20 protein-coding genes are annotated in these 26,495 nt (G+C 64.0%); 6 read left to right on the top strand and 14 right to left on the bottom strand.

Going from position 1 to position 26,495, the window contains the following annotated elements; translation table 11 throughout:
- Positions 1–19 precede the first annotated feature (19 nt).
- From M2375_RS10280 to M2375_RS10255, 6 genes are all read right to left on the bottom strand, one after another.
- Positions 20–1,744, bottom strand: coding sequence for a hypothetical protein (locus M2375_RS10280; protein ID WP_259165715.1), 1,725 nt, complete (start codon positions 1,742–1,744; stop codon positions 20–22).
- A 548-nt stretch (positions 1,745–2,292) separates the two neighbouring features.
- The gene (locus tag M2375_RS10275; RefSeq protein ID WP_259165712.1) at positions 2,293–4,404 is read right to left on the bottom strand and encodes a hypothetical protein; all 2,112 of its coding nucleotides are present in this window, start codon (positions 4,402–4,404) and stop codon (positions 2,293–2,295) included.
- A 19-nt stretch (positions 4,405–4,423) separates the two neighbouring features.
- Positions 4,424–6,154, bottom strand: a complete 1,731-nt coding sequence (locus M2375_RS10270) for a hypothetical protein (protein ID WP_259165710.1) — start codon at positions 6,152–6,154, stop codon at positions 4,424–4,426.
- Positions 6,155–6,451: 297 nt separating this feature from the next.
- Positions 6,452–8,167 carry a hypothetical protein gene (locus tag M2375_RS10265; RefSeq protein ID WP_259165707.1) on the bottom strand — a complete coding sequence of 572 codons (1,716 nt, stop codon included), beginning with the start codon at positions 8,165–8,167 and terminating at the stop codon, positions 6,452–6,454.
- A gap of 129 nt (positions 8,168–8,296) precedes the next feature.
- A complete protein-coding gene (locus M2375_RS10260) occupies positions 8,297–9,922 on the bottom strand; it encodes a peptide chain release factor 3 (protein ID WP_259165702.1) in 1,626 nt (541 codons plus the stop codon).
- A 208-nt stretch (positions 9,923–10,130) separates the two neighbouring features.
- Positions 10,131–11,147: an acyltransferase gene (locus M2375_RS10255; RefSeq protein WP_259165700.1), complete on the bottom strand. Its 1,017-nt coding sequence runs from the start codon at positions 11,145–11,147 to the stop codon at positions 10,131–10,133.
- A 222-nt stretch (positions 11,148–11,369) separates the two neighbouring features.
- Here M2375_RS10255 and kdpF point away from each other — a divergent pair, with 222 nt between their 5' ends.
- The 5 genes from kdpF (at position 11,370) to M2375_RS10230 (ending at position 18,888) form a co-directional block, all read left to right on the top strand.
- On the top strand, positions 11,370–11,465 hold the full coding sequence (gene kdpF / locus M2375_RS10250) for a K(+)-transporting ATPase subunit F (RefSeq protein WP_259165696.1): 96 nt from the start codon (positions 11,370–11,372) through the stop codon (positions 11,463–11,465).
- A 119-nt stretch (positions 11,466–11,584) separates the two neighbouring features.
- Complete coding sequence (gene kdpA, locus M2375_RS10245; RefSeq protein ID WP_259165693.1) at positions 11,585–13,294, top strand: potassium-transporting ATPase subunit KdpA; 1,710 nt, start codon at positions 11,585–11,587, stop codon at positions 13,292–13,294.
- A gap of 76 nt (positions 13,295–13,370) precedes the next feature.
- Positions 13,371–14,072, top strand: a complete 702-nt coding sequence (gene kdpC, locus M2375_RS10240; RefSeq protein ID WP_259165691.1) for a potassium-transporting ATPase subunit KdpC — start codon at positions 13,371–13,373, stop codon at positions 14,070–14,072.
- On the top strand, positions 14,069–16,156 hold the full coding sequence (gene kdpB / locus M2375_RS10235; protein WP_259165688.1) for a potassium-transporting ATPase subunit KdpB: 2,088 nt from the start codon (positions 14,069–14,071) through the stop codon (positions 16,154–16,156). The genes kdpC and kdpB overlap by 4 nt, the downstream gene beginning before the upstream one ends.
- Positions 16,157–16,197: 41 nt before the next feature.
- Complete coding sequence (locus M2375_RS10230; RefSeq protein WP_259165686.1) at positions 16,198–18,888, top strand: sensor histidine kinase KdpD; 2,691 nt, start codon at positions 16,198–16,200, stop codon at positions 18,886–18,888.
- Here the strand turns inward: M2375_RS10230 and cobF are convergent.
- The 4 genes from cobF to cbiE are packed head-to-tail and all read right to left on the bottom strand — an operon-like array spanning position 18,870 to position 22,220.
- Positions 18,870–19,709, bottom strand: coding sequence for a precorrin-6A synthase (deacetylating) (gene cobF, locus M2375_RS10225; RefSeq protein ID WP_259165685.1), 840 nt, complete (start codon positions 19,707–19,709; stop codon positions 18,870–18,872). The two genes, M2375_RS10230 and cobF, sit on opposite strands and share 19 nt — an antisense overlap.
- Positions 19,706–20,554: a precorrin-4 C(11)-methyltransferase gene (gene cobM, locus M2375_RS10220; RefSeq protein WP_259165683.1), complete on the bottom strand. Its 849-nt coding sequence runs from the start codon at positions 20,552–20,554 to the stop codon at positions 19,706–19,708. Before cobM ends, cobF begins: the two co-directional genes overlap by 4 nt.
- Entirely contained in the window at positions 20,551–21,030 is a 480-nt protein-coding gene (locus M2375_RS10215; protein ID WP_259165681.1) for a cobalamin biosynthesis protein, read from the bottom strand. Before M2375_RS10215 ends, cobM begins: the two co-directional genes overlap by 4 nt.
- The gene (gene cbiE / locus M2375_RS10210; protein WP_259165679.1) at positions 21,027–22,220 is read right to left on the bottom strand and encodes a precorrin-6y C5,15-methyltransferase (decarboxylating) subunit CbiE; all 1,194 of its coding nucleotides are present in this window, start codon (positions 22,218–22,220) and stop codon (positions 21,027–21,029) included. Before cbiE ends, M2375_RS10215 begins: the two co-directional genes overlap by 4 nt.
- Between cbiE and M2375_RS10205 the strand changes: the two genes are divergently transcribed.
- Entirely contained in the window at positions 22,219–22,977 is a 759-nt protein-coding gene (locus tag M2375_RS10205) for a cobalt-precorrin-6A reductase (RefSeq protein WP_259165677.1), read from the top strand. The genes cbiE and M2375_RS10205 overlap by 2 nt on opposite strands.
- Here the strand turns inward: M2375_RS10205 and cobJ are convergent.
- From cobJ to cobG, 4 genes are read right to left on the bottom strand one after another with little or no spacing between them, the layout of a single operon-like run.
- Positions 22,947–23,750 carry a precorrin-3B C(17)-methyltransferase gene (cobJ, locus tag M2375_RS10200; RefSeq protein ID WP_259165674.1) on the bottom strand — a complete coding sequence of 268 codons (804 nt, stop codon included), beginning with the start codon at positions 23,748–23,750 and terminating at the stop codon, positions 22,947–22,949. The two genes, M2375_RS10205 and cobJ, sit on opposite strands and share 31 nt — an antisense overlap.
- On the bottom strand, positions 23,744–24,505 hold the full coding sequence (gene cobI / locus M2375_RS10195; RefSeq protein WP_259165673.1) for a precorrin-2 C(20)-methyltransferase: 762 nt from the start codon (positions 24,503–24,505) through the stop codon (positions 23,744–23,746). Before cobI ends, cobJ begins: the two co-directional genes overlap by 7 nt.
- A complete protein-coding gene (locus M2375_RS10190) occupies positions 24,495–25,124 on the bottom strand; it encodes a precorrin-8X methylmutase (protein ID WP_259165671.1) in 630 nt (209 codons plus the stop codon). Before M2375_RS10190 ends, cobI begins: the two co-directional genes overlap by 11 nt.
- Complete coding sequence (gene cobG, locus M2375_RS10185; protein ID WP_259165669.1) at positions 25,124–26,389, bottom strand: precorrin-3B synthase; 1,266 nt, start codon at positions 26,387–26,389, stop codon at positions 25,124–25,126. The genes M2375_RS10190 and cobG overlap by 1 nt, the downstream gene beginning before the upstream one ends.
- Positions 26,390–26,495: the final 106 nt, after the last annotated feature.

The raw sequence follows: 26,495 nt of genomic DNA, 5'->3' as shown, positions 1-26,495 counted from the left end.
AGAAATTATTTTTGATCATTCAAACGGCTGCCGCATTGTGCCCGTAATTGCGTTTGGAGGGCAGCATGCCTGTCAGTTGCCAGGCGACCACCACTTGCATCGCCAGCGACAAGGGCACCACTGGGAAAATGTACAGAATGTAATTGCTAGGGATGGAGGTGGCATCCAGGATACCTAGCAAAGTAACGCGGGTGACGATAGCAGCCGCGAGCACGGTAGTTAACAGCCAGGCGGCGTCGGGAAGGGCTCTGCGCTTGATCCAATGCAGAAGCACATTTGCAGACCAGATCAGCCAAACTACAAAAGTCAAAGGCAGCCCGACATGCGAGATCTTGCTCATGGCGGTAGCCAGAGATTGCGCCAGATTCCATCGCAGCTTGTCCCTGGGGGTAGTCATGTCTATATCGAAAACCGGGCTGTCGGCGGTAGGCGCCAGCGGGCCGTTGGTCACCACCTCTAGCAGCTTGAGGTGTAACGGGAGGCCGTGGCTCCGGTAAGTGTTAAGCAGGCCATGGTCTAGGTTGGCAAGTGTGCGGAACACCTCCCATGAAGCCTGGGCGGAGTCCCAGGCATAGTTCGCGCGCCAAGGTGGAAGCATGCTGTTACGCGCAGGGAGGCAATCGTCCGGACGCAGTTGGCAGCCCGCCTCAATCTCCTGGGCCAAGCGTCGATAGAATTTGCGGGCGTCTCGGGCGTTGCGGTAGTAACCGGCGTCGGCCACAGCACCGCGAACGGCCCACATGAACCAGCCAGACAGAATTTCGGGGCAGGGCGAAATATGGGTCTGGTCACAACCGGTCTTGCGCCAGCCTTCGCCACGCTCACCCTCAAAATACGGGGCTAGCTCGCGGGCTGCAGCACTCATCGCATAGGCCCGCTCGCGTGCATCTTTGGGGAACAACACATAGCGTTGCCATTGGTCCTGGCGTATGCGAGTCAGTGCGCCATAACCCGATAGAAAATCCTGGGAGCGGAAGTCGTTGTTGCGATAGACGCCATACACAGCGTAGTTGACGGTATTGATGGCACCTACCACCAAGCTCGCAACCAATAGAGGTAAGGCCGTGTATGCCAGAAGAAATTTCCATGCGCGAACAGCGCCTCGCTGCGTCCACAGGTGATAGCCGAGCATCAATCCCAGCGCTGGCAGCAGCCAAACGCCTTCCTCACGGGTCAGCCAGAACCATCCACCTATGAGGCCCATCGCCAGCAGCGAACGCCAGCGACGGCGCAGCTGAGCTGCTGGTGTCAAACTTGCATCGGCGAGTAACCAGCAGCGTATGCCTAGCCCCAACAAGAAGAGGGTTTGTGAGATATAGATTCCTTCTCGCATGACTCTTGCGCCAGATTGCTCCATCCAGGCGGCTGGTTGAAAGGCCAGTACTGCAAACAGTGCCAGTACCAGATGGCGTGATCGCAGCAATTGACTGGCTGTGTAAGCAAAAAAGGCTGAAGATGCTAAGTACAGCGCATGTTCGGAAAATTTCAGGGGCAGCGCCGTCGCATGGTTGACCAGCAGGAACAGCGGGTAGCCGATACCTTTGGCATGCGTCAGGTTGTTGTAGTCGCCTAGCCAGTTACCGCTGCCCATCTCAGCGGCCAGGTGAACAAAGTGCAAATCATCGTGAGAGGCCCAGCCCAGTGCAAAAATGGGAAAAGCCATGCGTAGCCACAGAGACGCTGCCGCGAGCGCGAGCATGAAGTACAAATAGCTCCGCGGTAATGTCAAATTCTTTTCTGTCATTTTTCTTGCTATTACGGGCCTGTCGGGGCAATTTTTCGGACGAACGATGCCTTGGCTGGGATTAGCTATAGGACTGATGGATCAAAGAGTGGATAAAGTCCCGCGCCGCTGGATACTTTCGGCTCCCAATGCCGACTGAGTATTCTAAATTTTGTCTTTTTGATCCATGACCCAACATCTGAGCAGGTCGGTGTCGAGTGGCCGCATCCAATGCGAGCGCCCATGTTGACATGCGCAGGCCCTCGGTGGTTCTTTGGGAAATAGCGCAGTCATTATCAATACAGAATGCCCTTTGCATAATAGCGCACTGGCGTCAAAAGGCGCCACTAGTAGCAAAAGGTATCTTGTTAAATAACGCCTAAATGTATTGGCTAGGTCTATGTGGATATATTCAATTACTAAAAGAAAATTCCCTGTGGCCCATCTTTCAATGCGAAGATGCGGATTGGCATGAGCCGCAAAGCCTCTTTTAAAGCTACTGCGGAAACAGCGCGCCGGATGGGCTGAGACCGCGTGTAGACCATGGCAGGAAGTTTTGCAGCGAGTCCTTAGGAAATGGAAGGACACGCAGGTATGCTTGCGGGATTGTTAAGCAGCCGCCGTTCGCCGCTTTGCTTGTCAAGCGATACCAAGCTGATGCACCGAGGAGGTGCATTTTCAGCATGCGGAATCATGAGCTTGAAGCCGTTCAACGCCGATATTCTGCGCTGGGTATTCAAAGGCAGGTCTGCTCGGACCATCGGTGTCAGCTGTACAGGGCCGATGGTGGCGGGCTCGGTGATGACTTCCAGCCCATGCGCATCGGGGCCATTTGTCCAGCCCGCCCAGCCATGAAGAACCAAGGCATCGGGGTATTTGGTGTTCACCTCGAAATCTCCCTCCTGCGGGAGATTGCTGGGATAACTTGCGACCACCGTGCCATGCGCGACGTTGACAAAATGGTCCATGGGTATCTGCACTGCGTCCGTCTGCTGCAGACGTGGGCGAGGCATCAGATCGGGAGCGACGTGGGCGTAACGGTTGAAGATCGCGTTGCGCTCATCTACGGGGACCTCGGGAAAGTGCTTTTCCCAAAATGCCATCGGAGGTACGGCATTTGTATGGCTGAGTGAGCGAAATCCCAATCCGTTTGCCGTCGCCGCATGCAAGTGTGGAAACACCAGAACGCCATCATTTTTCTTTTCTTGCTCCTGCAGATATGTGACCACCTCATTGGGTTGCAGGTTAAAAATAGGCCAGGCTGACTGCAAGGGGTTGAAGCGTCCGAACAGCACCGCCCCGAAAACCAACGAGGCTAGGGCAAGCGCTTCATGGGCCTGGCCTTTGCGCTGGCGTGTGAGCAGATACATCAAGACCAGCGGCAACAGGAAAAACAGATCTTCGCCTCGTCGGGTCCCCAGCGGATACTTGAAGAGCCACCAGCCGAGTCCGACGAAGGCGCAGAGCAGCAGCAGTCGGCTGAGCGATAACGTCAAACCCACCATGTTGGCCAGGTACAGCATGATGATGGTTAACAGCACACCGCTTGCATACTGCATACGTGCAGGCTCTACATGGTCCCACAGCAGCAGCTTGCCAAATACCGAAGGGATCGGCAGCACCATCCAAACCAACTGAATCATGAAACCTATAAGCAGCACCAGCAGCATTCTGCGCTTCGTGGTGTCACGCCACAGTGAAGCAAAGTTCTTGTAATCAAGAAAGAACAGCACCGCGATGTAGTAGTACATTCCGACGGTTCCGATCTCGCTGATGTTGAGGCCAATCAGGCTGTTATAGACCCAACTGAAATTGATCGATGGGAAGATCCACGAGAGCATAAATCTGTCACTGACACCCCCACCCATAGAGTGCCGGCTTCCCGGATAGATCGTGGCACTGGTTGCAGACAAATAGTCGTACAGATAAAGCCCCACAGTACCTGCGGCCAACGCGGCGGCAAGCACCACCCAGATGAGGGTGCGGGGTTGGAAGAGGCGGGGCTGTTGCGCGGCCAATATCACCAGCCCGACGAAGGCCAGTGAGATCTGAACGGGCGGGTAAAAATTGGTCAGCAGCCAGAAAACGGCGGCGTAATAGAACCAGATGAGTTGCCAGCGCAAGCGTAAATTCAGCAAAAAGGGCATGATGACCCAAGGGAAGATCGCCAGTATCGGCCCTTTTTCATTCCACCAGAACTGGCTGAATCCCGTGAAGTACAAACCGAACGACAGCAGCAGGGCATTGGTGTTGCTGGCGCCAAATCGTTTGAATAAGAATGCATAACCCGCAATGAATAGCGCAAAAATCGCAAACCAGTGAAAGGAGTAGGCATAGGCTGGGTTGACAAAACCATACAGCCACATTGTGGGTTTGAAGGCCAAGCCCCAATCCGCAATGGGCAGTCCATAGTTAATGCGCAGATCCTCTTGGTATAGCGATGTCTTGTTGTAGCGTTCAAAATGGTTGCGTACTGTCGCTTGCGTCAGTGGGGTAACTACGGCCCATTCATCTGCGCGGATGGAGCGTGCCTGGCCTAAAGTAGGTTCGATGTCTAGGTAGGCATAATTGTTTTTCAACGGGTATGCGTAGGATGAGGGCGACCAAGTATTGCTGATGTATACCAGGGCGGCAATCATCCATGCCCCAAAGAATACAAAGCGCCAGCCTATTTTTTGCATTGCAAATACCTTGAAATTATTATTTAGCCATTGAGGCAGCTGATTCACTGCGGCTGAGAAACGGAGATAACCAGCGCAGCATGCCCCAGAAGACGACGGGAAGCATGACAAGGGAAAAAGGAACCAAGGGGAAGAGGTAGAGCATATTGTTGCTGGGGATCGATGTGGCTTCCAAAAACCCTAGCAATACGACCCGTGTGATGATGCCGCCCGCAACTGCGGAGACGACCCACCATGCTGGCGCCGGCAGCTTGCGCTTGCACAGCATTTGCAGCACTGCGAAAACAGACCAAATAAGCCAGACCACAAAAGCCAAGGGTAGGGCATAGGTAGAGAGCGCGGTTATTCCCGTGGTTAGCGCTTGTGCCCATTGCAGGCGTAGTTCATCACGCGGTGATTTGAGTGTGTGTTCGCCCCAAGCGCCTTTGGCGTCTGCAGTGGGGGTCAACGGCCCGTTTGTGACGGCATCAAACAAGGCCAAATATTTGGTGTCACCTTCACTAGGCTGTATGTAGGCCGGTATTTTCCCCAGCGTAGCGAGTGTCTGAAAAACAGCCCAAGAGGCGTTAAGCGTATCGGTTACATAGCCCTCATGCCAAGGCGGAAGCAGGGTTTTGCGCATCGGCAAGCAGTCACCTGGTCGCTGTCGGCAGCCTTCCTCAATCTCGGCAGACAGACGGCGGTAAAAAGCCCTTGAATCTCGGGCACTGTTGTAATGCCCAGCCTCGGCAACAGAGTCACGAAATGCCCACATGAACCATCCGGAGAGAATCTCTGGGCAGGGCGAGGTTTGGGTTTGGCTGCAACCAGCAGCAAGCCAACGCTGCGCACCACTGCCTTCAAAAAAGGGCTTGAGCTCACGCGCAGCGGAACTCATTTCATAGGCACGCTCACGTGCGTCTTTGGGGAACAGTACATAACGCTGCCAGTTGTCATGGCGAATGCGGGTCAGTGCGCCATAACCGGCCTGGTAGTCGCTGGAGCGGAAATCGTTGTTGCGGAAAGTGCCATAGACCGCGTAGTTCACGGTATTGACGGCCATGACAACCAGAGATGCCGCAAACAGGGGCAGCGCCAAAAATGCCAGAATGGCGCGCCACTGTGTGCGCCAGTCCACTTGGCGCAGCAGCCAATACCCCATTAGCAGCAGCATGGAGGGGACCAGCCATACCCCCTCTTCACGGGTGATCCAGAACCAGCCTGCCACCAAGCCCAACACGACCAGTGTTTGCCATTGCGTGCGCAGTTGGCTAGCGGCAGATACAGCATGGGGTAAAACCCAGCAACGAATCCCCAAGGTCAGCAGCAGCAGGGTCTGCGAGATATACAGCCCTTCGCGCACGACGCGCCCCCCCGCTCCCGCAACCCAGGCGGTGGGTATGAAGGCCAACAGGAAAAAGCATGCCAAGGCGGCAGCGCGTGAGCGATACAGCTGAGCGATGGTGAGAGAAAAGTAAGCCGCGGTCGCTAGATAGAGGGCGTGCTCGCTGAACTTGAGGGGGAGGCCCGTCGCATGGTTGGCGAGCATGAACAAGGAGTAGCCAATCCCTTTGGAGAGGGTGAGGTTGCTGTAATCGCCCAGCCAGTTTCCTAGCCCTATGTCTGCAGCTTGCCTGACAAACAGAAGGTCATCGTAGGAAGCCCAACTGACAGCATGGATCGGAAATGCCATTCGGATCCACAGAGATAGCAAGCCGATGACTGCCATGCATGACCAAAAAAGAGATGTTGGATTGATCCGGTTCTTCATAAAGGAGATTGAACTCTTCAAACGGTATGTGTGGATATTTTCAGTGCTCGCCGGTCATTCAACATGACCTGTATCTGCTCGCTGACTAGCGACTGGCTTTGTTTCTCGGAGGGATGCCCTTGCGGTAGATGATGATGGCTTTAATCTGGTTCGCCAAGAGCGCCCAGCGGAAGCGGCTGCCATTGGCGACCCCCGCTTAGAAAATCAATGGGTCAATACTGCAAGACCATCCGCAAAGCCCAAGGGCTGTGCAGGCCTGATGTGGTCCATATCAGGCGAATCACCAATCCCTCAAAATCATGGCCTCAAACCATACAGGCTAACCTCACCATCGACCAGCAATAATTCAAAATATTGCAGAAATGCAGGCTGTTGCGCCACAGTGGATGCGCGGCCAGTGTGTATTACCAGAGCGGTAAAGCCCTCGGCCTTGAGTTTATGGTGCAGCGGCTGCGCAGCCAGGTTTTGGTAGTCGCGGTAGCGCCAGGGGCCAAACACATCGCCCCAGGTGGCGCGTGGGGCGTAGTAGAGGCTATCTTCCAGGTTCAGCTGGTACAGCTTGGCCTGGGGGTGTGTTTGCAGGTATTGCCAGATGCGGTAGCCCGCCACATGCTGCTGCAGTACGGCATCGCGTGCGGCTGCGTTGGGCGCAATCAAGGGCCAGGATTTGGCGATGCTGCGCGCGCCGATGAAGCCCAGGGCCAGCACAAGCACTCCGACCAATGCGGTCCCCACGGTCAGGCGCAGCTTGGTCGGCAACTGGCGCAGCAGCTGCACACATACCGCAGCCGACAGCAAACTGAGCAAGGGATAAGCGGGCAACAGGTAACGCGGGTAGCGTGAGCTCAGCAGCCAGACCAGCGCCATATAGGCCGCCACCAGCCAGGCGGCGCGCAGAGCCGGTATCCGCCGCAGCGGGCGCAGCAGCGGTGCAGCCAGTGCCGGCCACAGTGCCCAGTGGGGCCAGCCCGCGTGGTTGCGCAGATCCTGAAATTGCCAGAGGTAGTCGTCCAGGTTCCAGTCGCTGAATCCCAGCAGCCGCCCGCCCAGCGGGTTGAAGGGGTCACCGGTCAGCAAAGCGTTACGGACATACCAGTAGAGGCAGGGCAGTGCAAAGCAGAGGGCCGCACCTAACCAGGTGGGCCATTCGCTGTGGATGCGCCAGCCCGGGCCTTGCAAGCGGTGGCGCAGCAGCAATGCGGCGCCAAACAGGGGGAGCAGCCCCAACACCTGGTATTTGCTGCCCGCGGCAACGCCCAGCAAAAATGCCGCCAGCCAAACCGCCGTGCGACCTGGTGGCCGAATGCTGGCAAGCATGAGCGCAAAGGCAGCGGTGAGAAACAGCGCAACGCCCATATCCACATAAGCGGCGCTGTAATGGCTGCGGCTGGTGACCAGCCAGAACACGGTGGCCAGCGCGGCCGGGGCGCTGGCCGGTGCGGGCAGGTACTGCGCTGCTAGGCGGTAGACCAGCCAGGCCGTCACCCAGCCGGCGCTGGCGTGTATCAGCTGGGGCAGCACATCGTTGCCCAGCACCAGAGATGCTGCAAACAGCAGGTCGAAGTTGTAGGGGAACCAGGGGTAGCGAAGCCATTCGTGCACGCCCAGATGGCCTGTCAACGCCCACTCCCGCGCATGGGGCAGGTGGTACATCAGCGCGTCCCAAGCCAGGGGCGGGCGCAGTGGTGCCAACAAAGTGGGCAGGGTGGCCAGCAGCAAAAGCAGCAGCGGCCATCCCAGCGCAAGCCGGGGCCAGGCCATACGCCGCACTTGCAACGCCGCTGCCAACAGGCCGCTGCCGATGACGGCCAGCACGCTGGCGGTATTGAGCAGCCCGGCAATCGCCAAGCCCTGCAAGGCGCAGGCCACCAGGCCCATGCCCAGCGCAATGCGCAGCGGCTGCCGCGTGGCCAGGTCGGATGCGGGCCAGAGCAGCGCGCCCAGGCCCCAGCAGGCAGTCAGGAAAGCCAGCAGCTGCGCGTACTGGCTGAGGACAAAGCCCGTCAGCGCCATCGCGAGCCTGTGAGGCCATGCATGCCATCAACCCCTGCTCGTCGGCCCCCATGCGGTGCAGCAGTGCACTGCAAACAGAGGCATAGGCAGGAGGGGCAGCAGGCCATGGCTGTCTGGTGTTTGCGTGCTTTAAGAGGTCTGCAACTCCAACCCCGCATGCTCCCGCAGAGGATGGAAGTGGATCTTCGGAAAACGCTCCTGCGCCAAGCGCACGTCATACGGGCTGGTGCACAGATATGCCAGAGTATTCGCGGCGTCATGCGCCAGGCGCAGCGGGTAGGCGTGTTCAAACTCGCGCAGCTCGGCGGGGGTGTCGGCGGTGATCCAGCGGGCGCCTGTGTACTGGCAGCCGTCCAGGCGCACTTCGCAGTCGTATTCGGTCTTGAGGCGGTGCTGCACCACTTCAAACTGCAGCTGGCCCACAGCGCCCAGCAGCATGTTGCCGCCGGCATCGGGCTTGAAGACCTGGATGGCGCCTTCTTCGCCCAGCTGCATCAGGCCTTGCTGCAGTTGCTTGGTGCGCAGCGGGTTCTTCAGCACCACGGTCATGAACATTTCTGGCGCAAAGAAAGGCAGGCCGGTGAACTGCAGGTTGGGGCCATCGGTGATGGTGTCGCCCAGCTGCACGCCGCCGTGCGTGGTAAAGCCGATGATGTCGCCCGCATAGGCTTCATCCACCGCTTCGCGGCGCTGGCTCATGAAGGTCACCACGCTGGTGGGGCGCAGCTCTTTGCCGGTGCGCTGCACGCGCATCTTCATGCCTGGCGTGTACTTGCCCGAGGCCACGCGCACAAAGGCGATGCGGTCGCGGTGGTTGCTGTCCATATTGGCCTGCACCTTGAAGACCACGCCCGAGAAGCTGCTGTCCTCGGGATGGATGGTCTTTTCCTCGCGGTTGCGGTTGACCTCGGTATAGGCGATGCGCGGGCCGGGTGGGGGGGACATGTCGACCACGGCGTCCAGGACTTCCATCACCCCGAAGTTGTTCACCCCGGAGCCAAAGAACACGGGGGTCAGCTTGCCGGCCAGGAAATCCGCATGGTTCCATTCGGCAGACGCGCCCTGGGCCAGCTCCATGGAGTCGAGTGCGTCGTCAAACGCCTGGCCAAAGCGGCTGCGCAGCTTGTCAGCCTCGCTCAGCGGGATAACTTCAAAATCCTTGGGACCCCGGTCGCTGCCCGGCGTGAACACGGTCATGCTCTGGGTCAGCAGGTTGATGATGCCGCCAAAGCTCTTGCCCTGGCCCACGGGCCAGGTGATGGGGCAGCAAGGCATGCCCAGCTCGCGCTCCACCTCATCCATGATGTCCAGCGGATCGCGCACTTCGCGGTCCATCTTGTTGACGAAGGTGATGATGGGCGTATCGCGCTGGCGGCAGACCTCAATCAGGCGGCGGGTCTGTGATTCCACCCCGTTGGCCGCATCAATCACCATCAGCGCCGAGTCCACGGCGGTCAGCACCCGGTAGGTGTCTTCCGAAAAGTCCTTGTGGCCGGGGGTGTCGAGCAGGTTGATGACATGGTCGCGGTAGCTCATCTGCATCACCGACGAGGCCACCGAAATACCCCGCTGCTTTTCAATCTCCATCCAGTCCGAGGTGGCATGGCGCGAGGCCTTGCGGCCCTTGACGGCCCCGGCAATCTGGATCGCACCCGAGAACAGCAGCAGCTTTTCGGTCAAGGTGGTCTTACCCGCATCCGGGTGGGAAATGATCGCAAAGGTGCGGCGGCGTTGGGTTTCGGGAGCGTAGGACACAGTACGGATGGGCAAAGAGCGCAGGCCCAGGGCGGGGCTGCCAAAAAACAAAGCCAGCAGGCGCTGGCTGGGACTGGCGGCATTTTAACGGAAAGCGTTTTGCCTGGGGCGGGGCTTGGGGCCCTCTGCAGAACCCTCGCCAAGTGGGATGGGCGCGGATCGCCCGAGACCGCGTTCAGACCAAGGCAGGGAGTTTTGCAGCGGATTCCTAACGCAGGTAGCGCTTGAGGCGCAATGCGGGCGATTCGATGGAATGCCACAGCACATAGCCCAGCAACATCGACAACAGCATCGACAGCCCCATGCTGGCGTAGAAGTTCATGCCCGGCCAGACGGCGTACACCGCCTGGGCGATGGGGCAGCCCGACAGGTAGACGCCGTAGGAGGGATCACCTGGCCGGCTGATCCAACCCGATACCACCGATGTGCGCGTGCCCAGAAAGATGAGCAAGGCGGGCAAGACCACAAGGCCGGACGTGTGCTGCAAGCCGGTCAGCCAGAAAAACATGGCCACCGGAATGAGGCCAAATGTGATGGTGGCCGCATGGGCCAGAAAGCGCTCCCGGTGCAGCGCGATGAGGGAGCCACAGGCAAAGTAAGCCGGGTACTCCCACCAATGCATCATCGTGCCGGTGAAGTCGGCGTTGTAGCGCGCCACAAAGAGCAGCACAAAGGCCACCAGCACTAAGCTGGCAAGCCAGCGGTAGCGAAACACCCCCACCAGCCCGGCGACGGCCAAGGCGGCGTAGCACATGGTCTCCATCGGAATGGTCCACAGCGGCCCATTCATCAAGGTGGCGAGCGGGTTGCCTGTAAACACCTCGGGCAGGTTGACATAGGCGCGGTAGAGCAGCAGGTTCTTGACGTACTCCAAGGTCTGGCCGTGGCTGAGAAAGCTACGCGCCGGTAGGTCGGTAAAAGCCAGGCCGAACACGAAAATATTCAGAACCACGGCAGCGATCATGCCCGGCCACAGGCGCAGCAAGCGCTTGGCGCAAAACTTGAGCACATGCGGCTCACGCAACCAGCTGGTGGTGACCAAGTAGCCGCTGATGGTGAAAAACGTCATCACCGCCACCCCGCCAATCATGCCCACATTCATCCAACTGGGGCCGTCGCGGCCACTGATGTAGTAGTGGTGGCAAACGATCACCGCCAGCGCCGCACAGATTCTGAGGATGTCAAAAGAGTTGCTGCGATGGGGCATGGAGGGCTGAATGGGCATGGGGTGGACGTGAGCGCGGCACCACTATACATGGCCTGGGCGGGTGCCCATCGCCGCTGGGCGGCCGCCTCTTGATGCCATCTTGATACCGCCCCCGCCATTCTCAGCGCCTGCTTGATGCGCGCAAACCTACATTGGCTCCCACGCAGGCGTTTTGCCTGCGCAACACAACCGCGCCGCTTGCCCGCATTGGGTGGGTAGGCGGTGCAGCAGGAGACGTTGATGTCGCTCAATTGGGTGGATGTGCTGGCCGTGCTGGTCAGTGCAGCGTTGTTTGTCTATCTGGGTTACGCGCTGTTGCGGCCCGAAAAATTCTGAATGAGGAGAGGGCCATGCACATGCTGCAAGACCTGGTATTTGTCGGTCTCACGCTGGCCTGCTTTGTCGGCCTGCTGGGCTTTGTCCGCGCCTTGGTGCGCATCTGACCGGGAGCTGCTATGGGTTTAGCCTGGATCGAATATGCCGCCTTTGTGGCGGTGCTGGTGCTGCTGACCATGCCCATGGGCTGGTGGCTGGCACGCTGCTTTACCAGCGCGCACCACAGCCGGCTGGAGCGCTGGACCTACGCCGCTATCGGCGTAGACCCCCAAGAGCGCATGGGCTGGCAACGCTATGGCGCGGTGCTGGTGATGAGCAATGGCTTGCTGATGCTGCTGGGCTATCTGCTGCTGCGGCTGCAGGGCAGCCTGCCGCTCAACCCGCTGCAGAATGCCGCGCAAACGCCAGACCTGGCGTTCAATACCGCCGCGTCCTTCATCACCAACACCAACTGGCAGGCCTATGCGGGCGAGAGCAGCCTGAGCAATGCCACGCAGATGGTGGTGATCACCGGTTTGATGTTTGCGGGCGCCGCGGCCGGGCTAGCGGCAGCGGCAGGTTTTGTGCGCGGGCTGGCCCGCTCTGGCAGCCAGGATATCGGCAACTACTGGGTGGACTTTGTCCGTATTTTGTGGCGCGTGCTGCTGCCGCTGTCCCTGGTGCTGGCCCTGGTATATGTCTGGCAAGGGGTGCCCCAGACCTTGAACACCGAGGTGCTGGCCCATACGCTGGACGGCGGCCGCACGCAGCAACTGCTGATGGGCCCGGTCGCCAGCCTGGAGAGCATCAAGCACCTGGGCACCAACGGGGGCGGGTTCTTCAGCATGAATGCAGCCCATCCTTTCGAGAACCCCACGCCGCTCAGCAACATGCTGCACATCCTGGCCATGCTGCTGATCCCTGCGGGCATGACCTATGCGCTGGGCTCCATGCTGCTCAAGCGTCGCCAGGGCTGGGTGTTCTTTGGTGCCAGCCTTGTCATCTTTGTGGGCTTTTTGGCGCTGGTCTGGACGGCCGAGCAAAACGGCAGCGGCCTGCTGGCGCGCGCTGGTGCCGACCAGCAGTGGAGCGCCACGCAGCCGGGCGGCAACATGGAAGGCAAGGAGCTGCGGTTTGGCATTGTCGATACCGCCTTGTTTGTCACCACCACCACGGCGGCCACCACCGGTTCGGTCAATGCCATGCATGACTCGCTCACGCCCCTTGGCAGCATCACGCCGCTGGCGCTGATGATGCTCAACTGCGTGTTTGGCGGCGATGGCGTGGGCCTCATCAACCTGCTGCAGTACGCCATCCTGACCGTGTTCCTGGCCGGCATGATGATTGGGCGCACGCCTGAGTTCCTGGGCAAGAAGATCGAAGTGCGTGAGATCAAGCTGGTGATGCTGGCGGTGCTGGCGCACCCGGCTTGCATCTTGGGCTGGACGGCACTGGCCGCGCTGTGGCCTGGCGCGGCAGACAGCCTGAACAACCGGGGGCCGCACGGTTTTTCGGAAATTCTCTACGCCTATGCCTCGGCCACGGCCAACAACGGCTCGGCTTTTGCAGGCCTGAATGCGAACACGCCTTTCTTCAACACCACCTTGGGTCTGGCCATGCTGATGGGGCGCTACCTGACCCTGCTGCCGCTGCTGGCTGTGGCCGGCAGCATGGCGAGCAAACCCAGCGTGCCAGCCGGTGCCGGCACCTTCCCCACCGCTACACCGCTGTTCATGGGCCTGCTGGTGTTTGTGGTGCTGGTCGTGGGAGGGCTCACCTTTTTGCCGGCCCTGGCGCTGGGGCCGGTGGTGGAGCAGTTGCAGATGCTGGGTGGGCAGCTGTACCCCTGACCGCCGTTTGGACCCGAGATGGACATTTATTTGAACGTACCGGGGCACGGCCAGGCCGTGCCCGCAGGAGAAAAACATGACAAGCCTTGATTCCGATAAACGCCTGCCAGCGCTGAATGCGCAGCAAGCTGCCACCGCCCCCGCCGCCGCAGGCTGGGGCCGCACGCTGGGCAGCAGTGCCCGTGCCGCCGTGCTGGTGCTGCTGCTGTGTGGCGTCGCCTACCCACTTGCTACTACCGGCGTCGCCCAGGCGCTGCTGCCCCATGCGGCCAATGGTTCGCTGGTGCTGCGTGATGGGCAGATCGTGGGCTCGGCCCTGATCGGCCAGCAGTTTGACAGTACCCGCTACTTCCATGGCCGGCCCAGCGCCACCACGGCGCCCGATCCCAAGCAGGAAGGGGCCAGCATCCCCGCGCCCTATAACGCCGGCCTGTCCGGTGCCAGCAACCAAGGCGTCAGCAGCCAGGGGCTGGCCGACACTGTGGCCGAGCGGGTGGCGCAGTACCGCAGCGCCAATGGCCTGGCCGCCGATGCATCCGTGCCGGTCGATGCGGTCACCGCATCGGCCTCGGGCCTGGATCCGCATATCTCCATCGCCAATGCCAGTCTGCAACTGCCCCGTGTGGCGCGCGAGCGGCAATGGCCCCCCGCCCAGGTGCAGCAGTTGCTGGACCAGGCCACGCAGCAGCGCACCGGCTACTTGCTCGGTGAGCCCCGCGTGAACGTGCTGGCGCTCAATATGGCGCTGGATGCACTGCCTAGCCGGAGCCAACCATGAACACGAAAAAACTGACAACCTCCGCCGGCCTGGGCGATCTGGCACTGCTGCAGGCCGCCGCCTGGGATGCGCTACGCAAACTCTCGCCCCGCCTGCAGTGGACCAACCCGGTCATGTTTGTGGTCTACCTGGGCGCCTGGCTCACCAGCCTGCTGTGGCTGCAGAATCTGCTGACGGCGCAGGCCAATAGCGGCTTTACGTTGGCGATTGCCGGTTGGCTGTGGTTCACCGTGCTGTTTGCCAATTTCGCCGAGGCACTGGCCGAGGGCCGCAGCCGTGCCCAGGCCGCCAGCCTGCGCGGCATGAAGCGCGACACCGTCGCCAAGGTGCTGCAGCAAGCGCAGCATGGCGCCACCTGGACCGCCCAACCCGCCAGCAGCCTGACCAAGGGCACGTTCCTGCTGGTCGAGGCCGGCGATGTGATCGCGCTCGACGGCACCGTGGTCGAAGGCGTGGCCTCGGTCGATGAGAGCGCCATCACTGGCGAATCCGCCCCCGTGATCCGTGAGGCCGGCGGCGATTTCTCGTCGGTAACGGGTGGCACACGCGTGCTGTCCGACTGGCTGGTGGTCGAGGTCACGGTGAACCCGGGCGAGTCGTTTCTGGACCGCATGATCTCCATGGTCGAATCGGCCAAGCGCCAGAAAACCCCCAATGAACTGGCACTGGGCATCTTGCTCGTGGGGCTGACCTTGGTGTTTTTGCTGGTCATCGTCACGCTCTGGCCTTTCTCGGCGTTTGCGGTGGCGCAGTCGGGTGGGGGCACGACCGTCAGCGTTGCCGTCTTGGTGGCCTTGCTGGTGTGCCTGATCCCGACCACGATTGGTGGGCTGCTGTCGGCCATTGGCGTGGCGGGCATGGGGCGCATGATGCAGGCCAATGTGATCGCCACCTCGGGCCGCGCGGTAGAGGCCGCTGGCGATGTGGATGTGCTGCTGCTGGACAAGACCGGCACCATCACCCTGGGCAACCGCCAGGCCAGCGAATTCTTGCCCGCCCCGGGCGTGAGCGCTGCACAACTGGCGCAAGCCGCCCAGCTGTCCTCCATCGCCGATGAAACGCCTGAAGGGCGCAGCGTGGTGGCACTGGCCCATGAACGCCATGGGCTGAGCGCCGCCGCCATCGACCCTGGCCAGGCCCAGGCGGTGCCGTTTACCGCGCAAACCCGCATGAGCGGCCTGGACATCAGCACGCCCCAAGGCCAGCGCAGCCTGCGCAAGGGCGCGGCCGATGCACTGCGCCGGCATGTCGAGGCGCTGGGCGGGCAGTTCCCGCAGGCGGTGCTGCTGGCGGTGGAGAGCGTCTCGCGCAAGGGCAGCACGCCGCTGGTGGTGGCGGATGGTGCCCAGGTGCTGGGGGTGATTGAGCTCAAAGACGTGGTCAAGCCCGGCATGCGCGAGCGCTTTGCCCAACTGCGGCGTATGGGCATCCAGACGGTGATGGTCACCGGCGACAACCCCTTGACCGCCGCCGCCATTGCCGCCGAGGCCGGTGTAGACGACTACCTGGCCGAGGCCCGGCCCGAGGACAAGTTGCAGCTGATCCGCAGCCACCAGGCCGCCGGCCGCCTGGTGGCCATGACGGGCGACGGCACCAACGATGCGCCCGCACTGGCCCAGGCTGATGTGGCGGTCGCCATGAACAGCGGCACGCAAGCGGCCAAGGAAGCCGCCAACATGGTCGACCTGGACAGCAACCCCACCAAGCTCATCGAGGTGGTGGAGACCGGCAAGCAGATGCTGATGACGCGCGGCGCGCTCACCACCTTCAGCATTGCCAACGATGTGGCCAAGTACTTTGCCATCATCCCGGCCGCCTTTGTCGCTACCTACCCGCAGCTCGCCTCGCTCAATATCATGGGCTTGCACAGTGCCGATTCGGCCATCCTCAGCGCTGTTATCTTCAACGCCTTGATCATCATCGCTTTGGTGCCGCTGGCTCTGCGCGGGGTGCGCTACCGGGCGGTGGGGGCTGCTGCCTTGTTGCGCCGCAATCTGCTGATCTACGGTCTGGGCGGCTTGTTGGTGCCGTTTGCGGGTATCAAGCTGATCGACATGCTGCTAAGCGCCACCGGCCTGGTCTGAAGGTTTGGAGAGCAGCAGTAGCAACCCCCACAATAGCGACCATGGCAAGCAACCCCAGCACCCCCAACGCACCTGCAGCACGGCCCGATCCGGACGCGCTGGTCGCCCAGCTCAAGGCCGACCAGCAACAGGCGGCCAGGGGCAAGCTGCGCATCTACTTTGGCTCCAATGCTGGGGTGGGCAAGACCTATGCGATGCTGGCGGCCGCGCAGCGCGAGCGCCAGGCGGGGCGGCAGGTGCTGGTGGGCCTGGTCGAAACCCATGGCCGGGCCGAGACCGTGCAGCAGCTCCATGGCCTGGAGCTGCTGCCCCGCCGCCTGCTGGCCCACCAGGGCCGGCAGCGTGAGGCCTTTGACCTGGACGCAGCGCTGGCGCGCCACCCGCAGGTGCTGCTGCTCGACGAGCTGGCCCACAGCAACGCGCCGGGCTCACGCCACCCCAAGCGCTGGCAGGATGTGCAGGAGCTGCTGGAAGCGGGCATCGACGTCTGGACGACCGTCAATGTCCAGCATCTGGAAAGCCTCAACGATGTGGTCAGCGGCATTGTGGGCATCCAGGTGCACGAGACCGTGCCCGACCATATTTTTGACGACGCCAGCGAAGTCATCGTGGTCGACCTGCCACCCGAGGAGCTGCTCAAGCGCCTCAAGGCCGGCAAGATCTACCCGCTGGAGCAGGCCGAGCGGGCATCGCACCATTTTTTCCGCCTGGGCAATTTGCTGGCCCTGCGTGAGCTGGCGCTGCGCCGCACGGCCGACCGGGTCGATGAAGACATGCGCGACTACCGGCGTGAGCGCGCCATTGGCGATGTCTGGCCGACGCGCGAGCGCTTGCTGGTCGCCGTGGGTGGCCAGGCCGGCGATGATGCCCTGGTGCGCCAGGTAGCGCGCCTGGCCCGGCGGCTGGAGGCCGACTGGATGGTGGTTTATGTGGACGCGCCCGCACGCCAGCACCGCTCGCCCCATTCGCAGGAGGCGGTGCTCAAAACCCTGGCCCTGGCCGCCCGCCTGGGCGCCGATACCGCCACCATCCCGGGCGCGCAGGTTGCGGTGGCCTTGGTCGATTTTGCCCGTGAGCGCAATGCCAGCCATCTGGTGCTCGCCCGGGTGCCGCCCACGGCCACACGCTGGTGGCCCTGGGCGTCTACACGCCTGCCCGAGCAGATTGCCCGGCTGGATCCGGGCCTCGATGTGCTGCTGCTGTCGGTGCCCCGCCCGCGCAACCGGCCCGAGCCCGTCGCCACGCCTGAGGCGCCTTGGGCATGGAGGGGCTACCTGGGCACCAGCCTGGCCTGCTGCGCCGCAGCCCTGCTGGCCCAGGTGCTGCTGCAGGTGTTTGATCCGGCCAATGTAGTGATGCTGTTTTTGCTGGTGGTGGTGCTGTCGGCCTTGCGCTGGGGCAGGGGCCCGGGCGCTTGGGCGGCGCTCTTGTCGGTGCTGCTGTTTGATTTTTACTTTGTGCCGCCGCGCAACTCCTTTGGCGTTAACGACACCCAGTACATCTTCACCTTTTGCCTGATGCTGGGCGTGGCCCTGGTCTGTGGCCAGCTCATGGCCCGCTTGCGGCATGAGGCCCGGGTGGCGGCCGAGCGGGAGCGCCGTGCAGGCGCACTGGCGCGCCTGGCCCGTGATCTGTCGGGGGCGCTCACCCAGGCGCAGGTGGTGCAGACGGCGCTGACCACCATGGCCGGCGTGCTCGATGCCCGCACCGGCCTGCTCTTGCCCGATGCGCAAGAGCAGCTGCAAGTGGCGCCGGGCAGTGAAGCGGCGATGGACCCCAGCGTGGGCCGCTGGAGCATGGAGCACAGCCAGATGGCCGGCCGGGGCACAGATACCTTGGCCGCGTCGGACGCGCTGTATGTGCCGCTGATGGCGCCGGTGCGGGCACGCGGCGTGCTGGTGCTGCAGCTGCGCACACCCGAGCGCCTGCGCGTGCCCGAAGAGCGGCGCCTGCTGGATGCCTGTGCCAGCCAGATCGCGCTGGCGCTGGAGCGCGTGCATTTTGTCGAGGTGGCCCAGCAGACCCAGGTGGCGATGGAGGGCGAGCGCATGCGCAACACCTTGCTGTCGTCGGTATCGCATGACTTGCGCACGCCGCTGACCAGCATCCTGGGTGCCGCCCAGGCCGGCTTGCCCCATGCGCCGCCCGGCCCGGCGCATGACATGCTGGTGCAGATCCGCAACCAGGCCCAGGCCTTGCAGCAATTGGTGGACAACCTGCTGGCCATGGCCCGGTTGCAGCAGGACGGCGTACACCTGCAGCGCGCCTGGATCCCCGTCGATGAGCTGGTCGGCAGTGCCTTGCGCCAGCTGGGCGGGCGCCTGGCCGAGCACCCGGTGCAGGTCCACTTGCCGCCCGATTTGCCGCTGTTGTGGATTGACGCGGCGATGCTGGAGCGGGTGCTGGTCAACCTGCTGGACAACGCCAGCAAGTACACGCCGGTGGGCACTGCCGTGCAGGTCACCGCGCAGGTCGAGGGCGATCAGCTGCTGCTGCGGGTGCAAGACCGGGGGCCAGGCCTGCCAGCACACCTGGCGCCCGAGCAGCTGTTCGAGCCCTTCAGCCGGGGCCATACGGAGTCCAGCATCTCCGGCATTGGCCTGGGCCTGGCGCTGGCCCAGCGCATTGTGCAGGCCCATGGCGGCGGTTTGAGCGCCGCTGCGGCGGAGCCGGGGCCAGGCGCGGTGTTCAGCGTGGCGCTGCCGGTGCTGCCTCAGCCTGCGCTGGATTGAGTGGGCGGTTGATCGCCGGGTAAGCGGCGCAGCAAATAGATATCCATGATCCAGCCATGCGCCGCGCGTGCCGCTGCGCGCGTAGCCACAATGCGCTCGGCCGCTTCGGCCAGCGGGCCCTGCTCCAGGCACTGCTGGGCCATGCCCAGGTAGGCACCCCACCAGATGTAGACATCCTTTGTTTGTTCGGCGGACAAGCAGTTAAAGCTGCACTGGCCGTCCAGCATCACCACTAGCGTGTCCACCCCTGCCGGCCAGCCTTGCTCGCGCAGCTGGCGGCCGGTGGTGACGGTAAAGGGCTGGCCAATGTCATTGACGGCAATCGCATGCGCGGCGGTGAGTGCCTGCATCGAGGTGATGCCTGCGATAACCGTGACCTGCAGCGGCGCAGGCTGCATGCGCGCCGCAATGCGCAAGGTGCTGTCGTAGAGCGATGGATCGCCCCAGACCAGCAGCGCGACTTGCAGCACGCCATTGCTGGCACGTGCTGCCAAACCACTGGCTAAGGCTTGGGCAATGGCCGCCTGCCAGCGCAGGGTGATGGCGGCATGCCATTCATCGACCTGGTTCAGGTAGTCATCGCCCTGGCTGCGGCGCTCGGGCATATCAAAGCCGGCGATTTGCGGCCCGGGCTGCTGCAGCACCGCATCGCAAAGGGATAGGCGCAGGGCCGCCAGCTCGGCCTTGTCCTCGCCCTTGTGGGGCAGCAGCAGCAGGTCGGCCGCATTCATCGCCGCAATGGCCTGGCGGGTCAGGTGGTCGGGGTTGCCGGTGCCGATGCCGATGAGGCTCAGCGCCACAGGCGGCAGCGCGCTGCTCATGCCTGGCCTTCGGTATCCGATTGGCTTGATGCGAGCGGCCGGTCGGTGGCGGTATCCACAGCGGCCTGTGGCGCCGGAAAGCGCGGCTCTGTCCCCTGGGGCCGGTAGCGGCGGTCGTAGTCGGTGGCGTAGAGGCGGCTCTCGCCAAAATCCTCGGCGCTGATGCTGCGGCCCACCAAGATGATGGCGGTGCGCTCCATGCTGGCAGCGACGGCCTGGGCCAGTTGGCCTACGCTGGTGCGCACGACGGTTTCATCGGGCCAGCTGGCGCGCCAGACGATGGCGGCCGGGCAGTCGGCGCCGTAGTGCGGCAGCAGCTCGCTTTGCACTTTCTCGGCCACATGGATGGACAAATGAATCGCCAGCACCGCACCCGTGGCGGCAAAGGCGGCCAGTTGCTCGCCCTCGGGCATGGCGGTGGCGCGGCCCGAGGTGCGGGTCAGCACCACGGATTGGCACAGGCCAGGCAAGGTCAGCTCGGCCCCCAAGGTGGCGGCCGCTGCGGCAAACGAGGGGACGCCCGGCGTCACGCTGTAGGCAATGCCCAGCGCGCGCAGGCGGCGCAGTTGCTCGCCCATGGCCGACCAGACCGACAGATCGCCCGAATGCAGGCGCGCCACATCCTGGCCCTGCGCATCGGCAGTGCGGATTTCTTCCATGATCTCGTCCAGGCTCATCGATGCGGTGTTGACGATGCGCGCACCTGGCGGGCAATGGGCCAGCAGCTCGCGCGGGATCAGCGAGCCCGCATACAGGCAGACGGGGCAGCGGGCCATCCGATCGCGGCCGCGCACGGTGATCAGGTCGGCAGCGCCGGGGCCGGCGCCGATGAAATGCACGGTCATGCCGTAACTCCTTGGGTTTGTGGATCAGCCGGGCGCAGGCCCGCTGCCAGACAACAATAGGGGGTGGTGCCGCGCTCGCGCAGCGCGGCAGCCAGGGTGGCACTGCCATCGCCAGCCACCAGGCGGGCCAGCAGCAAGCGGGGCGCGGGCGCGGCAGCCGACAGCGCCACCGCCTCGGCCACGCTGCCGGTGCCGTAGCGCGCCAGCAGGCGGGGCGACTGCGTGACCACCGGCTGCGCGGGCAGGGCCTCTTGCGCCACCGCCAGCATCGCCACCGCAAACGGCAGCTGCGCGGCCCACTGCTGCAGCGCCGGCCGCTGCTCCTTGCCTTGCAGCACGGCGACTGCGCAAAAATTTTCCAATGCGGGCTGCTGCTGCCGGGCTTGCAGCCACAGCGCCTGCAGGTCGGCCGCCTGGGCCTGCGCGCGCAAACCCAGCCCCAGCACCACGCAGCGGTGGGGCGCTGGCCCGGTCATGCCTGCCAGCTCCACTGCACCAGCGGGCGCGCGGCCTTCCAGCTGCGCATGCGGCCCAGCGCTGCGGCGCTCGACAGCTCCAGCTGCAGCAGCTGGCCGCCCCGCTCGCCATGCAGCTGCACCAAGAGCGCCTGGGTTTCCAAGGTCACCGCATTCACCACCAAGCGGCAGCCTGCGGGCATATGGGCGCGCAATGCCGCAAACAGCGCCGCATCAAAACCGCCGCCAACAAACACGGCTTGCGGCGCAGGTAGATTTAGTAAAGCCTCCGGCGCCAGGCCGTGCACTACTTGCATGCTGGCCTGCAGACCAAAGCGCTCGGCATTGCTGCGGATATTGGCCACGCGCGCAGCATGCTGCTCGATGCTGGTGGCCAGGCCGCCGGCCAGGCACCACTCCACGGCGACCGAGCCCGAGCCGCCGCCAATGTCCCACAGCCGCTCGCCCCGCCGGGGGGCCAGGGTGGCCAGGGTCAGCGCACGTGCAGGTGCTTTGGTGATCTGGCCATCGTGGGCATACCAGTCGTCGGGCCTGCCGGGCACCGCTGGCAGCGCAGCGCCACCTTGGGCGATCAAGGCCACCGTCACCGGCGCTTGCGCCGGGTCGGCCTGCAGTGCAGCAGCGGCCTCGTCGGCGCGCAGCATGCGGCAGCGCTCGCGCGGGCCGCCTACGGCTTCCATGACCCACAAGGGGCTCTGGCCCCAGCCTTCGTGGCTGAGCCAATCGGCCAGCTGCAGCACGGCAGCGCCATCGCGCAGCAGGGTGATCAGCTGGCGGCCAGGGGCCAGGCGGGGCAGCAACTGTGCAATCGGGCTGGCATGCAGCCCCAGGCAGTCGCAGGCCTCCAGTCGCCAGCCCAGGCGGGCGGCAACCAGCGAAAATGTTGAGGTTTGGGCATGGCAGCGCCATTCCTGCGGCGACAAATGCGCCGCCAGGCTGCCGCCCACGCCATACCAGAAGGGGTCGCCAGATGCCAGCACTGCTACCCGTTTGCCCCGTTCGGCCAGCAGCGGGGCCACATCAAAAGGCTGGGGCCAGGGGCGGCCACGGGCATCGATGTTGGCCAGCTGCAGATGGCGGGGGCCGCCAAATACCAGTTCGGCCTGGTCCAATGCCAACTTGGCTGCCGGGCTGAGGCCTGACAATCCATCCTCGTTCAACCCTATCAATGTCAACCACGGATCAGCCATGACGCATGTTCTCCTGCTGGGCGGCACCAGCGGCGCCAGCGAGTTGGCCCAGGCCCTGCACCAAGCGGGGGTGCGGGCTTGCTTCTCTTACGCCGGCGTGACCCAGCAACCGCTGGCCCAGCCCCTGCCCACACGCAGTGGCGGCTTTGGCGGGGCCCAAGGCCTGGCGGCCTTTATCCGCGCCCAAGGCATCAGCCATGTGGTGGATGCCACCCATCCCTTTGCCGCGCAGATGAGCCGCCATGCCTGCGAGGCCTGCGCCGCCACCGGCACCGCCTTGCTGGCGCTGGAGCGTGCGCCCTGGCAGGCGCAGCCCGGCGACCGCTGGACGGAAGTGGCCAGCATGGCCGATGCCGCCAGCGCGCTGTCCGAGGCGCCCAGCCGGGTGTTTTTGGCCGTGGGGCGCAAACAGCTCGATGCCTTTGCCGCTTACCCGCAGCACCATTACCTGCTGCGCCTGGTCGATGCACCCTTGCCCGGCAGCCTGCCGCTGCCCCGGCACACCGTCGTGCTGGGCCGGGGCCCTTTCAGCCTGCAAGACGACCTGGCCTTGCTGCAGCAGCAGGGCATTGCCTGGCTGGTGGCCAAGAATGCCGGCGGTTCTGCCACGCGCGGCAAGATCGATGCCGCCCGTGCGCTGGGCCTGCCGGTCGTGATGGTGCAGCGGCCCGTGCTGCCCTTGCGGCCGCGCACCGAAAAGGTGGCGGCCGTGCTGCATTGGCTCCGTCATGGCGCCTTGCCATCCACATTGCCGTAGTAGCGCGGCGTATAGGTGTAGCGGCCCACGCGACGGGTGAGGCTATTGCCGACCAGCACCACCGTGCGCATGTCGGCCATCTCGGGCTGGGCATCGGCCAGGTGGCAGACCTGCAGCGATTCCTCGGGCGTGGAGACGGCGCGGGCAAACACCAGCAGGCGCTCGGGCTCGCAATGCGCGCGCAGCAGCTCCAGCAGGCGCACAAACCCCTGCGGCCGGCTTTGCGAGCGCGGGTTGTAAAAGGCCATCGCAAAATCGGCCTCGGCCGCCAGCGCCACCCGGCGGGCAATCACCGGCCAGGGCTTGAGGTTGTCCGACAGGTTGATGCAGCAAAAATCATGGCCCAGCGGGGCGCCTGCGCGGGCGGCGGCGGCCAGCATCGCGGTGACGCCGGGCAAGACCTGCACGTCCAGCGTCAGCCAGTCCTGCGCCTGCGGCCCCTCGGCGCTTTCGATGGCTTCAAACACCGCCGATGCCATGGCAAACACGCCCGGGTCACCAGACGAGACCACCACGACCTGCCGGCCCTGGGCGGCCAGCGCCAGCGCCTGTTGGGCGCGGTCCAGCTCGACCCGGTTGTCTGAGGCGAGCCATTGCGGCTGGCGGCTGCCAGCGGGCGCGCTCTGCGTGATCAAGGCCTGGGCACGCGCTACATAGGGGAAGTAGCCCACGACATCGTCGGCCGCCAGCAAGGCCTGCAGCACGGCGGGCGTGATCTGGTCCAGGTCACCGGGGCCCAGGCCGGCAATGGTCAGCTGGCCGGTACTTACCATGCGGCCTCCGGGCGGCGGCCCTGGCCGTGCACCAGCACGATGGCGAAATAGGGGCAAACTTCGTCGCCCACGTCGCTGAGGCGGGCGACCTGCTGCTGGTCGGTGGTGCCGTTTTGCACCAGCCAGGCGGCATCGGCGCGGCCGGCACGGGCCAGTGCGCGGCGGATGCGTGGCAGGTTGCGGCCGACCTTCATGACGACCAGCGCATCGGCCGTATCCATGCGGCGCACCAGTTCGTCCTCGGACAAGGTGCCGGTCATCACGCTGAGCACATCGTCGCCCCAGGTGATGGGCTCGCCGGTGGCATGCCAGCAGCCCACCATACCGGGGATGCCGGGGACCACCTGCAGGTCCACATCGCCCCTTGCGCGCAGCCGGGTGTAGAGGTGCATGAAGGAGCCGTAGAGAAAGGGATCGCCTTCGCACAGCACGATGACTTGTTCATGTTTGGCCAGTGCGGCCAGGCGCAGGCACCAGTCGTCGTAGAACTGCGCCAGCTGCTGCACATAGGCGGGGCTGTCCACCGGGATTTCGGTGGTCACCGGGTACTCCATCGGGTACTCGGCGGCCTGGCCGCTGAGCATGCCGTCGACCAATTGGCGCGCCTTGCCGGGCCGGCCTTTTTTGCGGAAAAAGGCCACATGGCGGGCGCCGCGCACCAAGCGGTCGGCCTTGATGCTCATCAGCTCGGGGTCGCCCGGGCCCAGGCCCACACAGATGATGCCTGGGGCGGCGAGGCTGGCTTTATTCAACATGGCTGGCCATGGCGTTGACAGCAGCCACGGTCATGGCCGAGCCGCCCAGGCGCCCGCGCACAATCATTGCGGGCACCGGCAGGTCCTGCATCAGCGCCTGCTTGGATTCGGCCGCGCCAATAAAGCCCACCGGGAAGCCGATGATGGCCGCAGGCCGGGGGCAGCTCGGGTCCTGCAGCATGTTAAGCAGGTGAAAAAGTGCGGTAGGCGCGTTGCCAATGGCCACCACGGCACCGGCCAGGTGCGGGCGCCACAGCTCCAGCGCCGCAGCGCTGCGGGTGTTGTTCATCTTCTGCGCCAGCTCGGCCACGCCGGGCTCGTGCAGGGTGCAGATCACAGGGTTGCCTGCGGGCAGGCGCGAGCGGGTAATGCCTTCGCTGACCATGCGCACATCGCAGAGCACGGGGGCACCGGCCTCCAGCGCGCGCTGGCCGGCAGCCACCACGCCGGCAGAAAACTGCACATGCGCGGCCAGCTCCACCATGCCGGCGGCATGGATCATGCGCACCGTCACGCGCTCCTCACCGGGGGTGAAGCGCTGCAGATCAGCCTCGCGGCGGATGGTGGCGAAGGACTGCCGATAAATCTCGGCGCCATTGGTTTCGTAGGTATGAACCATCAAATTTCTTCAAACAACAGCCGGGGATTGTCGCGCAGACTGCGTGCGCTCCAGCGGGAATCGGGGACGGCTTGCGCGGATGCCTGGCGGATCCGTCCAAACGTGGGTTCGGTGCTGCCTGCCTGGGCCACCAAGGTGACCGTGGCGGGCAACTGGCGCGCGCAGCCTTTGCTGCAGCCCGAGACATGCAGGTGCGCGCCATCGGGCACATGGGGCGCCAAGGCCAGCGCCAGATCTTGTGTGGGCGCCAAAGCCTGGTGGCAAGCGGGCGCACCACTGCAGGACGAGACGCGCAGCCGGGCATCTTGCGGATCGGTGATCCAGTGTTCTGGGTTGTTCAGGCCCGCCGCTTCTATGCCTTGGGGTTCAAGGCCTTCGACCAGCAGCATGCGCCAGGGGGTCAGCCGCAGGCCGGCGATGCCGCTGCGCGCCAGGCGCGCCAGCGCATCGGCAGCGACTCGGCCCAGCGGCGCGGCCACCAGCAGGCCAAGACCGTACTGCCAGCCAGGTTTTGGGGTGCCGCCTGCAGGCAGGGACACCGGTACCGCGCTCAGGCCAGAGGGCATGGCCAGCGGGGACAGGCTGCCCGGGCTGGCCTGGGCCTGGCGCAGCAGCGAGGGCAGGCGGCCCGGGTGATCGCCCGCAGCACGCCGCGCGCGAGCCTGGGCCGCGCACCAGCGGGCCAGGGCCAAGGCGGCTTGCACCGCTTGCGATGGGTGGGCGGCCTGCCAGGCCCCGGTCTGGCCGGGCACCTGCAGCAGCCAGCGATGGGGGCCATGGCGGGTCAGTTGCAGATCGGCGGCCACCTCAGCCAGGCCGGCATGGCGGCCGCTGGCGATGGACATGCCAAATTTGGCAGGCAGGCCGTCCAATGCGGTATCGGATGCCATGGCCTGTTGTAGCGCCTCGGCCAGCGCCAGCACGCCATCGCCGGGCTGGCACAGGGGGTCGATGACCAGGTTGCGCAGCTGCTCCTGGCGGGCATCGCGGTCGAGCAGGCCCTGGGTGGCCAGCGCATCGAGCACGGCGCCATGCTGCGCGGTGGCCATGCCGCGCAGCTGGATGTTGGCGCGGCTGGTGAGCTCCAGCACGCCTGCGCCATGCTGGCCGGCCAGGTTTGCCAACTGCAGCGCCTGCGCGGCACTGAGCCGGCCCAGCGGCGGGCGCACCCGTACCACCAGGCCATCGCCAGAGGCCATGGGCTGCCAGGCGCCCGGGCACCAGCCTTGGGTTTGTGGAGGGGGGGTGGAGGGGGAGGCAAACATGGAGCTGGCGGCGGGGCAGGAGCAGGGCCGGGGTGCTGAAGTGTAGCGAAGTGCCTGCTTCCTCCCAGGTCGCAGGCGCAAACCACCCCGGTTTTTTGTCACAATC

This window comes from Comamonas sp. BIGb0152, from assembly GCF_024809975.1.
GTDB lineage: Bacteria > Pseudomonadota > Gammaproteobacteria > Burkholderiales > Burkholderiaceae_C > Comamonas.
The sequence above is the reverse complement of the archived record's forward strand: the minus strand, read 5'-3'. Positions and strand labels throughout refer to the sequence as shown.

Coding starts and splice junctions, on each gene's coding strand:
- M2375_RS10280 (WP_259165715.1), bottom strand. CDS start 1,744: ATGACAGAAAAGAATTTGACATTACCGCGGAGCTATTTGTACTTCATG.
- M2375_RS10275 (WP_259165712.1), bottom strand. CDS start 4,404: ATGCAAAAAATAGGCTGGCGCTTTGTATTCTTTGGGGCATGGATGATT.
- M2375_RS10270 (WP_259165710.1), bottom strand. CDS start 6,154: ATGAAGAACCGGATCAATCCAACATCTCTTTTTTGGTCATGCATGGCA.
- M2375_RS10265 (WP_259165707.1), bottom strand. CDS start 8,167: ATGGCGCTGACGGGCTTTGTCCTCAGCCAGTACGCGCAGCTGCTGGCT.
- M2375_RS10255 (WP_259165700.1), bottom strand. CDS start 11,147: ATGCCCATTCAGCCCTCCATGCCCCATCGCAGCAACTCTTTTGACATC.
- kdpF (WP_259165696.1), top strand. CDS start 11,370: ATGTCGCTCAATTGGGTGGATGTGCTGGCCGTGCTGGTCAGTGCAGCG.
- kdpA (WP_259165693.1), top strand. CDS start 11,585: ATGGGTTTAGCCTGGATCGAATATGCCGCCTTTGTGGCGGTGCTGGTG.
- kdpC (WP_259165691.1), top strand. CDS start 13,371: ATGACAAGCCTTGATTCCGATAAACGCCTGCCAGCGCTGAATGCGCAG.
- kdpB (WP_259165688.1), top strand. CDS start 14,069: ATGAACACGAAAAAACTGACAACCTCCGCCGGCCTGGGCGATCTGGCA.
- M2375_RS10230 (WP_259165686.1), top strand. CDS start 16,198: ATGGCAAGCAACCCCAGCACCCCCAACGCACCTGCAGCACGGCCCGAT.
- cobF (WP_259165685.1), bottom strand. CDS start 19,709: ATGAGCAGCGCGCTGCCGCCTGTGGCGCTGAGCCTCATCGGCATCGGC.
- cobM (WP_259165683.1), bottom strand. CDS start 20,554: ATGACCGTGCATTTCATCGGCGCCGGCCCCGGCGCTGCCGACCTGATC.
- M2375_RS10215 (WP_259165681.1), bottom strand. CDS start 21,030: ATGACCGGGCCAGCGCCCCACCGCTGCGTGGTGCTGGGGCTGGGTTTG.
- M2375_RS10205 (WP_259165677.1), top strand. CDS start 22,219: ATGACGCATGTTCTCCTGCTGGGCGGCACCAGCGGCGCCAGCGAGTTG.
- cbiE (WP_259165679.1), bottom strand. CDS start 22,220: ATGGCTGATCCGTGGTTGACATTGATAGGGTTGAACGAGGATGGATTG.
- cobJ (WP_259165674.1), bottom strand. CDS start 23,750: ATGGTAAGTACCGGCCAGCTGACCATTGCCGGCCTGGGCCCCGGTGAC.
- cobI (WP_259165673.1), bottom strand. CDS start 24,505: ATGTTGAATAAAGCCAGCCTCGCCGCCCCAGGCATCATCTGTGTGGGC.
- M2375_RS10190 (WP_259165671.1), bottom strand. CDS start 25,124: ATGGTTCATACCTACGAAACCAATGGCGCCGAGATTTATCGGCAGTCC.
- cobG (WP_259165669.1), bottom strand. CDS start 26,389: ATGTTTGCCTCCCCCTCCACCCCCCCTCCACAAACCCAAGGCTGGTGC.